We start from the raw sequence: 14,307 nt of genomic DNA, 5'->3' as shown, positions 1-14,307 counted from the left end.
CGAGGGCGCGGATCCTCGGCGGGACCCGGGGGTTCGCCTTCCCCTGGACGAAGGACAAAGGAGTCGCGGGTGTCCAGCTCCGACATCTTCATCGGCGAGACCATCGGTACCGCCGTACTCACCCTGCTCGGCTGTGGTGTCGTCGCAGGCGTTCTCTTGAAGCGGTCCAAGGCGTTCGACGCGGGATGGCTGGCGATCACCTTCGGGTGGGGCTTCGCCGTCCTCATGGGCGCGTACATTTCGGCGCCGCTCTCCGGCGCGCACCTCAACCCGGCGGTGACGCTCGGCCTCGCGATCGAGGGCGGCACCAAGTGGAGCGACGTGCCGGTCTACTTCCTCGGGCAGATCACCGGCGCCATGATCGGCGCGGTGCTGATGTGGATCGCGTACGTGGGCCACTTCCGGGCGCATCTCACCGACCGCGAGATCGTCGGCGGTCCGGGCGCCCAGGACACGAAGGCGGCCGACGCCGCTCAGGCCACCGGCGCGGGCCCGGTGCTGGGGATCTTCTCCACCGGCCCGGAGATCCGCAACACCGCCCAGAACCTGGCCACCGAGATCATCGCCACCACCGTGCTGGTCCTCGCCATCCTCACCCAGGGTCTGAACGGCGAGGGCAAGGGCCTGGGCGTGATCGGCGTCCTGGTCACCTCCCTGGTCGTGGTCGGCATCGGCCTCTCGCTCGGCGGCCCGACCGGCTACGCCATCAACCCGGTCCGTGACCTGGGCCCGCGCATCGTGCACGCCCTCCTGCCGCTGCCCAACAAGGGTGGCTCGGACTGGGGCTACGCCTGGATCCCCGTCGTCGGCCCGCTCCTCGGCGGAGCCCTCGCCGGCGGCATCTACCAGATCGCCTTCGCCTAGCCCCCACCCCATCGGACTCGCAGGAGAGCAATTCACCATGACCGACACCCACACCACAAGCGCCTCCTCCCACGGACACGGTCCGTTCATCGCCGCCATCGACCAGGGCACCACGTCCAGCCGCTGCATCGTCTTCGACCGGGACGGGCGCATCGTCTCGGTCGACCAGAAGGAGCACGAGCAGATTTTCCCCAAGCCCGGCTGGGTCGAACACGACGCGACCGAGATCTGGCAGAACGTGCAGGAGGTCGTGGCCGGCGCGATCACCAAGGCCGAGATCACCTCCGCCGACGTCAAGGCGATCGGCATCACCAACCAGCGCGAGACCACCCTGCTGTGGGACAAGAACACCGGTGAGCCGGTGCACAACGCGCTGGTGTGGCAGGACACCCGCACCGACGCCCTGTGCCGGGAGCTGGGCCGCAACGTCGGCCAGGACCGCTTCCGCCGCGAGACGGGCCTGCCCCTGGCGTCCTACTTCGCCGGGCCCAAGATCCGCTGGCTGCTGGACAACGTCGAGGGCCTGCGCGAGCGGGCCGAGGCGGGCGAGATCCTCTTCGGCACCATGGACTCCTGGGTCATCTGGAACCTGACCGGCGGCGTCGACGGCGGGGTGCACGTCACCGACGTCACCAACGCCTCCCGCACCATGCTGATGAACCTGCACACGCTCGACTGGGACCAGAAGATCCTGCACTCGATGGACATCCCGGCCGCCGTGCTGCCGGAGATCCGCTCCTCCGCGGAGGTCTACGGGCACACCGCCGACGGCATCCTCGCGGGCGTGCCCGTCGCCTCCGCGCTCGGCGACCAGCAGGCGGCCCTGTTCGGCCAGACCTGCTTCGCCGAGGGCGAGGCCAAGTCCACGTACGGCACCGGCACCTTCCTGCTGATGAACACCGCCGACAAGCCGGTCAACTCCTACAACGGCCTGCTGACCACCGTCGGCTACCGGATCGGCGACCAGAAGCCGGTGTACGCCCTGGAGGGCTCCATCGCGGTCACCGGTTCGCTGGTGCAGTGGATGCGCGACCAGATGGGGCTGATCAACAGCGCCGCCGAGATCGAGACCCTGGCCAGCTCGGTGGAGGACAACGGCGGCGCGTACTTCGTGCCCGCGTTCTCCGGTCTGTTCGCCCCGTACTGGCGCGACGACGCGCGCGGCGTGATCGCGGGCCTGACCCGCTACGTCACCAAGGCGCACATCGCGCGGGCCGTGCTGGAGGCCACCGCCTGGCAGACCCGCGAGATCGTCGACGCGATGACCAAGGACTCCGGCGTCGAGCTGACCGCGCTCAAGGTCGACGGCGGCATGACCTCCAACAACCTGCTGATGCAGACCCTCTCGGACGCCCTCGACGCACCCGTGGTGCGCCCGATGGTCGCCGAGACCACCTGCCTCGGCGCCGCCTACGCCGCCGGCCTGGCCGTCGGCTTCTGGCCGGACACCGACGCGCTGCGCGCCAACTGGCGCCGGGCCGCCGAGTGGACCCCCCGTATGGACGCGGACATACGGGACCGCGAGTACAAGAACTGGCTCAAGGCCGTGCAGCGGACCATGGGCTGGATCGAGGACGAGGAGTAACCCCAATGACCCCCCTGCAGAGCGTTCCTTCCCTCGGGACGCACCCGGCTGCCGGTTCGCACCCGACCCGCGCCGAAACCCGGGAACAGCTGTCCAAGGCTTCGTACGACCTCCTGGTGATCGGCGGCGGCATCCTGGGCATCACCACTGCCTGGCACGCCGCGCAGTCCGGACTGCGGGTGGCCATGGTGGACGCCGGCGACTTCGCCGGCGCCACCTCCTCCGCCTCCTCCAAGCTGCTCCACGGTGGCCTGCGCTACCTCCAGACCGGCGCGGTCAAGCTCGTCGCCGAGAACCACTTCGAGCGGCGCGCCGTCTCGCGCAGCGTCGCGCCCCACCTGTCCAACCCGCTCACCTTCTACCTGCCGGTCTACAAGGGCGGCCCGCACGGCGCGGCCAAGCTGGGCGCGGGCGTCTTCGCGTACTCGGCGCTCTCCGCGTTCCGCGACGGCGTCGGCCATGTGATCAACGCTGAGAAGGCCGCGCGGGACGTCCCCGAGCTGCGCACCGAGGGGCTGCGGGCGGTCGCCGTGTACGGCGACGGGCAGATGAACGACAGCCGCATGGCCCTGATGACGGTCCGGGCCGCGGTCGACGCGGGCGCCACCGTCCTCAACCACGCCGAGGTCACCGGGCTGCGCAAGACCGGCGGCCGGGTCACCGGGGCGGAGCTGAAGGACCGCACCGACGGCACCGAGTTCGGCGTCGACGCCCGGCTGGTGCTCAACGCCACCGGCCCGTGGGTGGACCACCTGCGCCGGATGGAGGACCCGCACGCGGCGCCGTCCATCCGTCTCTCCAAGGGCGCTCACCTGGTCCTCAAGCGCACCTCCCCCTGGCGGGCGGCGCTGGCGACGCCCATCGACAAGTACCGCATCACCTTCGCCCTCCCCTGGGAGGACATGCTGCTGCTGGGCACCACCGACGAGCCGTACGAGGGCGACCCGGCCGATGTCGCGGTCAACGAGGCGGACATCACCCAGATCCTGGACGAGGCCGCCTTCTCCATCCGCGACCAGCAGCTCTCCCGCGATCTGATCACCTATTCGTTCGCGGGGCTGCGGGTGCTGCCCGGCGGCCCCGGCGACACCGCCAAGGCCAAGCGGGAGACGGTGGTCACCGAGGGCAAGGGCGGCATGCTCTCCATAGCCGGCGGCAAGTGGACCACCTTCCGCCACATCGGCCGCACCGTGATGAGCAAGCTCGCCCAGCTGCCGGGCCGTCCGCTCGCGGACGACATGGAGCCGGTCGGGCAGCTGCCCAAGCACATGCCGCTGCCGGGCCTGGCCAATCCGCACGCGGTCGCCCACCGGCTGCTGGTGGACGGCGGTACGCCCGGCCCGCGCATGGCCGCGGACACCGCGCGCCATCTGGCGACCCACTACGGTTCGCTCTCCTTCGACATCGCGCGGCTGGCGAGCGGCGACGCGGCGCTCGCCGAGCGGATCCACCCGGACGCCCCCGAGATCTGGGCCCAGGTGGTCTACGCCCGTGATCACGAGTGGGCGCAGACGGCGGACGACGTGCTGCGGCGCCGCACCACGCTGACGATCCGCGGTCTGGACGACGACGCCATCCGCGGGCGGGTCGAGGAGCTGCTGGCCAAGCGCGCCTGACGGCAGACGGGCGGCAGACGGGCGGCCGGGCGAGGAGGAACGTCTCCTCGCCCGGCCGCCCGTTTGCCGCCCGTCTGTTGCCGCCTGTTGCTGCTTGTCGCCGCTTGTCGCCGCTTGTCGCGGTGCGGGGCGCGACCTTACTCGCGCGTTAAAAAGTTGCGGAATCACTCTTGCCTTCTTCGGCTGCGCGCGTATCAATAGCTTCCGCCCGCACGACATATGACGACCCGTCAGAGAGTGCGGGCGCAGCGCACCCCCACAAGCCCACCGCTCACTTCCCCCACTCCGGAAGGCAGTCCCCATGAGACGCATCAAGCTCGGGATCGGCACGGCAATGGGAGCAGCAGCACTGGCCGCCGGCGCGCTCGCGCTGGCGCCGAGCGCGGTCGCGGTCACCCCGACCACCGCGACCCTGACGGCCGAATGCGGAACCTATGGTTCCGGCCTGGCGACGCTGACGGCCACGCAGAACGGCACCGCCGCGACCATCACCCTCTCCTCGGCGGCCGTCAAGGCGCCGATCGACATTCCGGCGGGCTCGGTCGCCTCGACCCTGACCCTGTCCAAGAACGGCTCCGGCACCACGACCTTCACCGGCAACGCCAACCCGGCCATCAAGACCGGCGCCGATGTGACCACCGGCCCGCTCAAGGGCACCGTGGCCAAGGGCGACGTACTGGAGGCCAAGTCGCTGAAGCTGGTGGTCTTCGGCCTGATCACGGTCAACTGCACCGCCACCTCGGCCCAGTCCCCGGGCCCCTTCACCTTCTGAGCCACCTCGGCGGAAGCCGGCAGCGGGCCGGCGGCGTCCCCTGACGACGCCGCCGGTCCGCGCGCGTCATAATGGACCCATACATCGGATGTTTCACCCGGAGGTCCATCATGGCGGTCACCGACGAGGCGATCGAAAAAATCAAGGGCATGATCGTCTCGGGTGCGCTGCGCCCGGGTGACCGGCTCCCCAAGGAGAGCGAGCTGGCCGCGGATCTGGGCCTGTCCCGCAACTCGCTGCGCGAGGCCGTCCGCGCGCTGTCCCTGATCCGCATCCTCGACGTACGGCAGGGCGACGGTACGTACGTCACCAGCCTCGACCCCCAGCTGCTGCTGGAGGCGCTGAGCTTCGTGGTGGACTTCCACCGGGACGACACCGTCCTGGAGTTCCTGGCGGTGCGCCGCATCCTGGAGCCCGCGGCGACGGCGCAGGCGTGCAGCCGGATCAGCGACGCCGCGCTGGACGCGCTCGGCGCCCAGCTGGACGCGCTGGGGCAGACACCATCGGTGGAGGAGCTGGTCGCCTGCGATCTCGAATTCCACCGGGGCATCGTCCACGCGTCGGGCAATTCGGTGCTGTGCTCCCTCCTGGACGGGCTCTCCGGCCCCACGACCCGCGCCCGCGTCTGGCGCGGCCTCACGCAGGAGGACGCGGTCAGCCGCACCCTGCACGAGCACCGGGCGATCCTGGGCGCGCTCCGGGACCGGGACGCGGAGGCGGCGCGGTCGTGGGCGACGGTGCATGTGGCGAGCGTGGAGCAGTGGCTGCGCTCGACGCTGTGACGGCGGGCGGCTCTTTCCCCCACCCCGCCCCTTCCCGAACCGGGGCTCCGCCCCAGACCCCCGGCCCGAGGCCGAGGACCGGCCGCCCGCGCCCCGGTGTGCGGGCCCGGCCGACCCACCGGGGCGCACCCCGTACCCCTCGGACGCTCCGTCCAGCCCCCCGGCCCGATGCCCAGGGACCGACCACGCCCAGGCACGGGGCCGGGCGGTCCGCTCGGGCTTCACACGAGGGCCGGGCGGGGCCCCTGCCCCGGGGCCCCGCCCGGCCCTCGGTCCGGCGCCGAGAACCGGCCGCGCTGGGGCTGCGCCCCCGGGCTCCGGCTCGGGGCATCACGCCGGACGCCGCCAGGGGCCCCGCCCCTGCCCCTGCCCCTGCCCCTGCCCCTGCCCCTGCCCCGAGGCTGAGGAACAGCCGCGCCGAGGCATAGAGCCCGGGCAGGCCCACCGGGCCACTGCCCTCACCCCTCGGGGCTCCGCGTCAGATCCCCGGCCCGATGCCTGGAACGACCGCACCGAGGGACGGGGCCGGGCACCCCGTCAGGGCTCCGCCCTCGGGCACCGCCCCGGGGCCGAGGACCGGCCGCGGCGGGGTGGGCTGGGCGCTAGTGCCGCGTCAGCCAAGGTTCGCCCCGCTCGCCGCCCTGGCACGGCCATCTGCGGCGTTGCCGAATCAGCCGAGTAGGCCCACTACGAGGCCGATCCGGCGCCTTGCATCTGACCGCACCAGGACGCCTCGCTACCGGGCAAACCCTGACTGACGCGGCACTAGGGTTTCAGGCCGTACGCGCGGGTGGCGCTTGTGCCGAAGACCGAGGCGCGCTCGGCGGCGGTGAGGCCGGCCGTCGCCCGGTCGGCGAGGGACACGACGTCCGCGTACGTCGCGGCCAGTTCGCATACCGGCCAGTCCGACCCGAACAGCACCCGCTCCGGGCCGAACACCTCCAGCACATGGCGGGCGTACGGCAGCACCTGCTCCGGCTTCCAGGCCGTCCAGTCGGCCTCGGTGACCAGTCCCGACAGCTTGCAGTCGACGTTGGGCAGGGCGGCCAGTTCCGTCAGGAGGCCGGTCCACGGCTCGCGCTCGCCGCTGGCGACCGGCGGCTTCGCCGCGTGGTCGAGGACGAAGCGCACGCCGGGCAGTTCCCGTACCGCCGTGATCGCGGCGGGCAGTTCGCGCGGGGTGACCAGCAGGTCGTAGACGAGCCCCGCGTCGGCCGCGGTGGCGAGGCCGCGCCGTACGTCGGGGCGCGCCAGCCAGTCGGGGTCGGCCTCGTCCTGCACCTGGTGCCGCAGCCCGGCCAGCCGGTCGCCGCCCGGTCCCGCGGCCAGGGCGGCGAGCACCGCGGGCAGCTCGGGGTCGGTGAGGTCGGCCCAGCCGACGACGCCCGCGATCCGGTCCGAGGCGCCCGCCAGGGCGAGGAGTTCGCGGGTCTCGTCGTACGAGGAGCTGGACTGGACGACGACCGTGGCGTCGATCCCGTGGGCGTCCAGATGCGGCAGCAGGTCCGCGGGGGTGACGGTGCGGGCGATGGGGTCGGCCCAGGGGCCGTCCATCCACGGCTGCGGCCGGCGGGAGAGGTCCCACAGGTGGTGGTGGGCGTCGATTCGGCTCAGCGGCACGGCATGTCCTCGGGATCGGGCCGTCAGAGCGGCAGCGGGATGTCGTCGTCGAGCAGACGGCGCTCGACCAGCGCGTGCCACAGCTCGTCGGGGATGTCGTGGCCGAACATCTCGGCGTTGTCCCGCACCTCGGCCGGGGAGGCGCAGCCGACGACGGCGGCGGCCACGGCCGGGTGGCCGAAGGGAAAGCGCAGGGCGGCGGCCCGCAGCGGCACCCCGAACTCGGCGCAGACGGCGGCGAGCCGCCGGGCCCGCTCGGCGATCTCCAAGGGCGCCTCCTCGTAGTTGTAGCGCGCGCCGGGGCGGGGGTCGGCGAGCAGGCCGGAGTTGTAGACGCCGCCGGCCACCACGGAGGTGCCGCGCCGCTCGCACACCGGCAGCAGGTCGTCGTAGGCGGTGCGCTCCAGCAGGGTCCAGCGCCCGGCGCACAGGACGACGTCCACATCGAGGTCGGCGACGAAGCGGGCGAGGATGTCGCTGAAGTTCATGCCGAAGCCGATGGCCCGGACGAGCTTTTGGTCGCGCAGTTCGGCGAGCGCCGGGAAGGCCGTCTCGTACACCTCGCGGATGTGGTTCTCCGGGTCGTGGACGTAGACGATGTCGAGGGCGTCGACCCCGAGGCGTTCCAGGGAGGACTCCAGGGAGGCGCGGATGCCGTCCCGGGAGAAGTCCCACTCGCGGACGCGGTCGGGGGTGTCCGCGAACCCGTCCGGCTGGACGGGCTCGCCGGGCGCCCGGTCCCGCAGCCGCCGCCCCACCTTGGTGGAGAGCGTGTACGAGCCGCGCCCGCGCCCGGCGAGCGCGCGCCCCAGCCGCTCCTCGGAGAGCCCGACGCCGTAGTGCGGCGCGGTGTCCAGATAGGTGCAGCCGAGTTCCAGGGCGGTGTGGACGGTCGCCAGGGCGCGTTCCTCGGGCACGGCGGCGTACAGATTGGCGAGCGGGGCGCAGCCGAGCCCTAGGGGTGGTACGTAGACACCCGAGCGCCCCAGTTCGCGCGTCCCTTGGGGTACCTGCGCCATGGTTCCTCGCCTCTGTTCCCTGTTTCCCGGTGCTGTGTGTCAGTCCTGCTTCTCGCCGCTCGCGTAGCGGGAGATGATCAGCGCGACGATAATGATGGAGCCGTTGATGAACTGGTTCCACAGTGGCGGAACGCCGCCGAGGGTCATCACGTTGACGACCAATTGCAGCGTAAGCACACCCGTGAGGGCTCCGAAGAGCGTGCCGCGGCCGCCCTTGAGGCTGATGCCGCCGATGACCGCGGCGGCGAAGACCTGGAAGATCCAGCCGTTGCCCTGGGTCGCGGCGACCGAGCCGTAGTGGCCGGTGTAGAGGATTCCGGCGAACGCGGCCAGTACGCCGGCGGTGCTGAGCACGATCCAGGTGATGCGGTCGACGCGGATACCGGCGGCGCGCGCGGCCTCGGGGTTGCCGCCGATCGCGTACAGGGCGCGGCCGTGGCGCAGATAGCCCAGCGCGAGGCCGCCGAGCGCGTACAGGCCCAGGCACAGCCAGACGGCGGCGGGCGCGCCCAGCCAGTCGGCCTTGCCGAGGTAGCGGAACGACTCGGGGACGTTGACGATGGACTGCCCCTCGGCGACGCCGACCTGGAGTCCGCGCAGCATGGTGAGCATGCCCAGGGTCGCGATGAAGCCGTTGACGCGCAGCTTGAGCATCAGGAAGCCGTTGGCCGCGCCGATCAGGCCGCCGACCGCCAGGCACAGCGGAATGGCGGTCCATACGGGCAGCAGCCCGAGCCCTTCGAAGCGTGCGCCGTGCGAGGGCAGCACCAGCCAGAGGGCGATCACGGGCGCCACGGCGATGGTGGACTCCAGGGAGAGGTCCATCCGGCCGCTGATCAGGATCAGCGCCTCGCCCAGCACCAGCAGCCCCAGCTCGGTGGACTGCTGGACGACGCCGATCAGGTTGTCCTCGGTGAGGAAGGCGGGCGAGACGATGAAGCCGATCACGCCCAGGACGAAGATCACCGGGACCAGGGACAGATCGCGCCAGCGCGCGATGTCGATCCGCGGACGGCCGTGGGCCCCCGTCGCCCCGTCCGCCACCGCCTCGGCGGGCTGCTGCCGTGCGGTACCGATCATGTCTGTGGTCCTCCCGTGCGGTCTTCGGTTCCCCCTGCCGTGCCGTGCGCCGTGCCGTGCGTGCCGTGCGTGTCCGGTTCCGTGATGCCTTCCATCGCGGCGACCAGCTGGCGGTCGGTCCAGCCGCTGCCGAACTCGGCGACGACCCGCCCGTGGAAGAACGCCAGGACCCGGTCGCAGACCCGCAGGTCGTCCAGCTCGTCGGAGACGATCAGCGCGCCGCTCCCGGCCGCCGCCACCTCCCGTACGACGCCGAGCAGGGCGTCCTTGGACTTCACGTCCACCCCGGCGGTCGGCCGGATCGCGACCAGCACGCTCGGTTCGCGGGCCAGCGCCCGGGCGATGACGACCTTCTGCTGATTGCCGCCGGACAGGCCGGAGACGGGCTGCGAGGGCCCCGAGGTCTTGATGTCGAGCGAGGTGATCATGCGCTGGGCGAAGGCGCGGGTGCGGGACGGCAGCACCGTGCCGTACGGCCCCAGCTGGTCGGTGACGGTCAGCGTGGCGTTCTCGGCGACGCTGCGGCCCAGGACCAGGCCCTGGTCGTGGCGGTCCTCCGGGACGTAGCCGATGCCCGCGTCGATGGCGTGCGGCACGCTGCCGGGGCGCACCGGCCTGCCCCGTACCAGGACCCGGCCGCCGCCCGGTTTGCGCAGGCCCACCAGGGTCTCGCCGATCGCCGTGTTGCCGCTGGCGGTCGCCCCGGCCAGGCCCAGCACCTCGCCCGGCCGCACCACCAGGTCCAGCGGCGCGAACTCGTCCTCCAGGGTGAGCCCTTCGGCGCGCAGCACCGGTTCGCCGCCCTGGCCGGTCCTCCGCACGGTGACGGGAGCGTGGACGGCGGCCCGGGAGCCGCCGTCCCGGGCGGCTTCACCGTCGCCGGTCATCGCCGCGACCAGGTCCTCCTTGGGCAGGTCGGCGACGGGGGCGGTCAGCACGTGGCGGGCGTCGCGGAAGACGGTGACGGTGTCGCAGAGGTCGTAGACCTCCTGGAGGTGGTGCGAGATGAACAGGAAGGCGACACCCTGGCGGCGCAGTTCGAGCAGCTTGGTGAAGAGCCGGTCGATGCCGCCCGCGTCGAGCTGCGCGGTGGGCTCGTCGAGGATGATCAGCCGGGCTCCGAAGGACAGGGCGCGGGCGATCTCCACGAACTGCCGCTGTTCGACGCCGAGGTCCTTCGCCCGGGTCCGGGGGTCCACATCGACGCCGTACTCCCCCAGCAGCGCCCGGGCCTCCTCGCGCAGCGCGCGCCACCGGATGCGCCCGGTGCCCTGGAAGCGGCCCAGGTAGAGGTTCTCGGCGACCGTCAGATGCGGGACCACCATCGACTTCTGGTAGACGCAGGCGACCCGGCGCTGCCAGGCCCGGGTGTCGCCGTAGCCGGGGGCGGGTTCGCCGGAGAAGGTCACCTCGCCCTCGTCCGGGCGCTCCATGCCGGTGAGGACGGACACCAGCGTGGACTTGCCCGCCCCGTTGCGCCCGACGAGAGCGTGCGCCTCCCCGGGGCGCACGGCCAGGTGGGCGTGGTCCAGGGCGACGGTGGGTCCGAAGCGTTTGACGATGCCCCGCGCCCGGACCACGGTGGGCTGTGCTGCCGCTGTCATCACTCCTTCTTTTCGAGCTGGTTGGCCCACAGCTTCGGGTCGTCGACGTTCTTCTTGGTGACCAGCGGCGCCGGAAGCTGGTCCTCCAGACCGTTCTCGATCTTGACGATCTTCGAGCCGTGGTGGGTCGGTCCGGGCGTGAACTTCTCGCCGTCGAGCGCCGCCTTCGCGTAGTTCAGGGCCCACTGGGCGTAGAGGTCGGCGGGCTGGGAGAGGGTGGCGTCGATCTTCCCGGAGCGGATCGCGTCCAGTTCCTCCGGTATGCCGTCGTTGGAGATGATCGTGATGTGGCCCGTTCGGCCCGCGGGCTTGAGCAGTTTCTTCTGCTCCAGCAGCGCCAGGGTGGACTGCAGGAAGGCGCCGCCCGCCTGCATGTAGATGCCGTCGAGCTTGTGGTGCTGGGCCAGCAGGCTCTGCAGCTTCGCGGAGGCGACGTCGCCCTTCCAGTCGGTGGGCAGCTCGTGCACCGTGATGCCGGGGTACTTCTTCTTCATGCAGGAGGCGAACGCCTGCGACCGGTCGCGGCCGTTGATGGAGCTGAGGTCGCCCTGGAGTTCGGCGACCCGGCCCTTGCCGCCCAGCTGCCGGCCGAGGTATTCGCACGCCTTGGTGCCGTACGCCCGGTTGTCGGCCCGCACCACCATGTAGATCTTGCCGGAGTCGGGACGGGTGTCCACGCTGACGACGGGGATCTTCTTCTCCTCCAGCCGCTCCAGGGTGGAGGAGATGGCCCCGGTGTCCTGGGGCGCCATGACGATCGCCTTGGCGCCCTGGTCGGTGAACGCCTGGACGTTGGAGACGAGCTTGGAGATGTCGTTCTGCGAGTTGGACAGCGGGAGCGCGGAGACCGTGCCCTTGTCGATGCCCTTCTCCAAGTACTGCTGGTAGGAGTTCCAGAAGTCGGTGTCGGTGCGCGGCATGTCGATACCGACCTTGCCGCCTCCGGCGCCGTTGCTCTCGCGGTTGCAGCCGGCCAGCCCGGCGACGGCGAGCAGCACGGCACAGGCCGCGGCTCCGGTCGTGCGGAGTCTCCTCATCGAGTCCCGTCCTTGGTCGAGTGGTGCGACGTGCGGGGTGCGATGGTGCGCTGTGCGGATGTCCGGTGCGGCGGCGCGGTGTGGGGCTCAGGTGGCGGGGCGCAGGCGCAGCCCCTGCATCCCGCCGTCGACGGCCAGCGCGGTGCCGGTGACGGCCGCGGCGGCGGGACTCGCCAGATACGCGACGGCCGCGGCGACCTCCTCGGCCGACACCAGGCGCCCGGTCGGCTGGCGGGCCTCCAGGGCGGCGCGCTCGGCCGCCGGATCGGTGGTCTGGCCGAGCAGTCGCCCCACCCACGGGGTGTCGACGGTGCCGGGGTTGACGCAGTTGACGCGGATGCCCTCGCGTACGTGGTCGGCGGCCATGGCGAGGGTCAGCGACAGCACCGCGCCCTTGCTCGCGCTGTACGCGGCGCGCTGCGGCAGTCCGGCGGTGGCGGCGATCGAGCAGGTGTGGGTGATGGAGACGGCGCCGGGCCGCCTCGCCGTCGCGGCGCGCAGATGCGGCAGCGCGGCCCGCGCGGTGCGCACCAGGCCCAGTACGTTGACGTCCAGCAGCCGCTGCCACTCCTCGTCGGGATTGTCCTCGACGGTGCCGATCGCGCCGATGCCCGCGTTGCCGACGACGGTGTGCAGGGCGCCGAATTCGGCCACCACCGCCTCCACCCCGGTCCGTACTCCCTCGTCGGAGGTGACGTCGGCCTTGACCGGCAGGGTGCCGGCCGGGGCGCCCGACGGGTCCCGGTCGAGCACGGCGACCCGCGCACCGCGGTCGCGCAGCGTGGCGGCGATGGCGGCGCCGATGCCCGAGGCGCCGCCGGTGACGAGCGCGGCCAGCCCTTCGAAGTCGCCGGTGGGGCTCAAGGGGTCTCCTCCTGTCGTACGGACTGCGGTGCCGGCTGCTGTGCGGCGTTCCGGGCCTGCCATTCGGGCCCGTCGGGATAGCGGTAGGCGGCGATCGACTCGGGGAGCATCCGGGCGGAGAACCCCGGGGCGGCCGGGGCGCGGTACCGGCCGGCCTCGACGACCACCGGATCGGCGAAGTGCTCGTGGAGGTGGTCGACGTACTCGATGACCCGGCCCTCCCAGCTGCCGGAGACGGCCACGAAGTCGAACATGGCCAGATGCTGGACGAGTTCGCACAGCCCGACGCCGCCCGCGTGCGGGCACACCGGCACCCCGTGCTTGGCGGCGAGCAGCAGGATCGCCAGGTTCTCGTTGACCCCGGCCACGCGCGCCGCGTCGATCTGCACGAAGTCGACGGCCTCGGCCTGAAGCAGTTGTTTGAAGACGACGCGGTTGGCGACATGCTCACCGGTGGCGACCTTGACCGGCTGTCCGGCGCGGATGGCGGCGTGGCCGAGGAGATCGTCCGGGCTGGTCGGCTCCTCGATCCAGTGCGGGTCGTACGGCGCCAGCGCGCGCATCCAGCGCAGCGCCTCCGCGACGTCCCAGCGCTGGTTGGCGTCGACGGCTATCCGGATGTCCGGGCCGACCGCCTCGCGGGCCAGCCGCATCCGTCTGAGGTCCTCGTCGAGGTCGCCGCCCACCTTGAGCTTGATCTGATCGAAGCCGTCGGAGACCGCCTCCCGCGCCAGCTTGATCATTTTCTCGTCGGAGTAGCCGAGCCAGCCCGGCGAGGTGGTGTAGGCGGGGTAGCCGCGCTCGCGCAAGCGCGCGGCGCGCTCGGCGCGGCCGGGCTCGGCGGCGCGCAGGATCTTGAGCGCCTCGTCTCGGGTGAGGGCGTCGCTGAGGTAGCGGTAGTCGACGAGGTCGGCCAGCTCCTCGGGTGACATGTCGGCCAGGAACTGCCACAGCGGCTTTCCGGCCAGCCGGGCGGCGAGGTCCCAGGCGGCGTTCACCACCGCGCCCGCCGCCATGTGCATGACGCCCTTCTCCGGGCCGAGCCAGCGCAGCTGCGAATCGTGGGTGAGGTCGCGGTAGAGGTCGGCCAGCCCGGCCGCGGTGAGCGGGGCGGGACGGCCGATGACCTGGGGGCGCAGGGAGTGGATGGCGGCGGCGGTCACGTCGTTGCCGCGGCCGATGGTGAAGACGAAACCGTGGCCTTCCGCCCCGGCGGTGGTGTCGGTGGTGTCATCGGCGTCCGTGCGGAGCACCACATAGGCAGCGGAGTAGTCGGGGTCCGGATTCATGGCGTCCGAGCCGTCGAGCTGCTCCGAGGTGGGAAACCGGATGTCATGGACCTCGAACTCGGTGACGGTCGGGCGCAAACTCAATGGGGGGCTCCCTGAACGACGCGCAATAGAACATCGGACCTTTATCGGTGATCCGATGTATAGCGCTGACCTGGCGGTCTCGTCCAGAGGT

General features: G+C 71.9%; 12 protein-coding genes. 5 read left to right on the top strand and 7 right to left on the bottom strand.

Going from position 1 to position 14,307, the window contains the following annotated elements; genetic code table 11:
• The first annotated feature begins 69 nt into the window (after window positions 1–69).
• The 5 genes from ASC60_RS21385 to ASC60_RS21365 all read left to right on the top strand — a co-directional run bounded on the left by ASC60_RS21385 (window position 70) and on the right by ASC60_RS21365 (window position 5,619).
• Window positions 70–864, top strand: coding sequence for an MIP/aquaporin family protein (locus ASC60_RS21385; protein WP_055553375.1), 795 nt, complete (start codon window positions 70–72; stop codon window positions 862–864).
• Window positions 865–901: 37 nt separating this feature from the next.
• Window positions 902–2,449, top strand: a complete 1,548-nt coding sequence (gene glpK, locus ASC60_RS21380; RefSeq protein ID WP_055553373.1) for a glycerol kinase GlpK — start codon at window positions 902–904, stop codon at window positions 2,447–2,449.
• A gap of 5 nt (window positions 2,450–2,454) precedes the next feature.
• The gene (locus tag ASC60_RS21375; RefSeq protein ID WP_055553371.1) at window positions 2,455–4,065 is read left to right on the top strand and encodes a glycerol-3-phosphate dehydrogenase/oxidase; all 1,611 of its coding nucleotides are present in this window, start codon (window positions 2,455–2,457) and stop codon (window positions 4,063–4,065) included.
• A 301-nt stretch (window positions 4,066–4,366) separates the two neighbouring features.
• A complete protein-coding gene (locus tag ASC60_RS21370) occupies window positions 4,367–4,837 on the top strand; it encodes a hypothetical protein (protein ID WP_055553369.1) in 471 nt (156 codons plus the stop codon).
• 110 nt (window positions 4,838–4,947) lie between these two features.
• Complete coding sequence (locus ASC60_RS21365) at window positions 4,948–5,619, top strand: FadR/GntR family transcriptional regulator (RefSeq protein WP_055553367.1); 672 nt, start codon at window positions 4,948–4,950, stop codon at window positions 5,617–5,619.
• 765 nt (window positions 5,620–6,384) lie between these two features.
• On the opposite strand, the gene ASC60_RS21360 is transcribed toward ASC60_RS21365, so the two are convergent.
• The 7 genes from ASC60_RS21360 to ASC60_RS21330 all read right to left on the bottom strand — a co-directional run bounded on the left by ASC60_RS21360 (window position 6,385) and on the right by ASC60_RS21330 (window position 14,210).
• A complete protein-coding gene (locus ASC60_RS21360; protein ID WP_055553581.1) occupies window positions 6,385–7,233 on the bottom strand; it encodes an amidohydrolase in 849 nt (282 codons plus the stop codon).
• Window positions 7,234–7,262: 29 nt separating this feature from the next.
• Window positions 7,263–8,258 carry an aldo/keto reductase gene (locus ASC60_RS21355; RefSeq protein ID WP_055553365.1) on the bottom strand — a complete coding sequence of 332 codons (996 nt, stop codon included), beginning with the start codon at window positions 8,256–8,258 and terminating at the stop codon, window positions 7,263–7,265.
• A 39-nt stretch (window positions 8,259–8,297) separates the two neighbouring features.
• Entirely contained in the window at window positions 8,298–9,338 is a 1,041-nt protein-coding gene (locus ASC60_RS21350; protein ID WP_199831009.1) for an ABC transporter permease, read from the bottom strand.
• Entirely contained in the window at window positions 9,335–10,942 is a 1,608-nt protein-coding gene (locus tag ASC60_RS21345) for a sugar ABC transporter ATP-binding protein (protein ID WP_055553363.1), read from the bottom strand. Before ASC60_RS21345 ends, ASC60_RS21350 begins: the two co-directional genes overlap by 4 nt.
• Entirely contained in the window at window positions 10,942–11,979 is a 1,038-nt protein-coding gene (locus tag ASC60_RS21340; RefSeq protein WP_055553361.1) for a sugar ABC transporter substrate-binding protein, read from the bottom strand. The genes ASC60_RS21345 and ASC60_RS21340 overlap by 1 nt, the downstream gene beginning before the upstream one ends.
• 87 nt (window positions 11,980–12,066) lie before the next feature.
• Window positions 12,067–12,843 carry an SDR family NAD(P)-dependent oxidoreductase gene (locus ASC60_RS21335; RefSeq protein WP_055553359.1) on the bottom strand — a complete coding sequence of 259 codons (777 nt, stop codon included), beginning with the start codon at window positions 12,841–12,843 and terminating at the stop codon, window positions 12,067–12,069.
• Window positions 12,840–14,210, bottom strand: coding sequence for an enolase C-terminal domain-like protein (locus ASC60_RS21330; RefSeq protein WP_055553357.1), 1,371 nt, complete (start codon window positions 14,208–14,210; stop codon window positions 12,840–12,842). The genes ASC60_RS21335 and ASC60_RS21330 overlap by 4 nt, the downstream gene beginning before the upstream one ends.
• Window positions 14,211–14,307: the final 97 nt, after the last annotated feature.

Origin of the sequence: Streptomyces sp. NBRC 110028 (assembly GCF_001417735.1) — a bacterium.
Classification (GTDB): Bacteria; Actinomycetota; Actinomycetes; order Streptomycetales; family Streptomycetaceae; genus Streptomyces.
This window is presented reverse-complemented; position numbering and strand designations above follow the sequence as displayed.

Bases quoted from the DNA above. Each gene is read 5' to 3' on its own strand.
- glpK (WP_055553373.1), top strand. From the start codon at position 902: ATGACCGACACCCACACCACAAGCGCCTCCTCCCACGGACACGGTCCG.
- ASC60_RS21375 (WP_055553371.1), top strand. From the start codon at position 2,455: ATGACCCCCCTGCAGAGCGTTCCTTCCCTCGGGACGCACCCGGCTGCC.
- ASC60_RS21370 (WP_055553369.1), top strand. From the start codon at position 4,367: ATGAGACGCATCAAGCTCGGGATCGGCACGGCAATGGGAGCAGCAGCA.
- ASC60_RS21365 (WP_055553367.1), top strand. From the start codon at position 4,948: ATGGCGGTCACCGACGAGGCGATCGAAAAAATCAAGGGCATGATCGTC.
- ASC60_RS21355 (WP_055553365.1), bottom strand. From the start codon at position 8,258: ATGGCGCAGGTACCCCAAGGGACGCGCGAACTGGGGCGCTCGGGTGTC.
- ASC60_RS21350 (WP_199831009.1), bottom strand. From the start codon at position 9,338: ATGATCGGTACCGCACGGCAGCAGCCCGCCGAGGCGGTGGCGGACGGG.
- ASC60_RS21345 (WP_055553363.1), bottom strand. From the start codon at position 10,942: ATGACAGCGGCAGCACAGCCCACCGTGGTCCGGGCGCGGGGCATCGTC.
- ASC60_RS21340 (WP_055553361.1), bottom strand. From the start codon at position 11,979: ATGAGGAGACTCCGCACGACCGGAGCCGCGGCCTGTGCCGTGCTGCTC.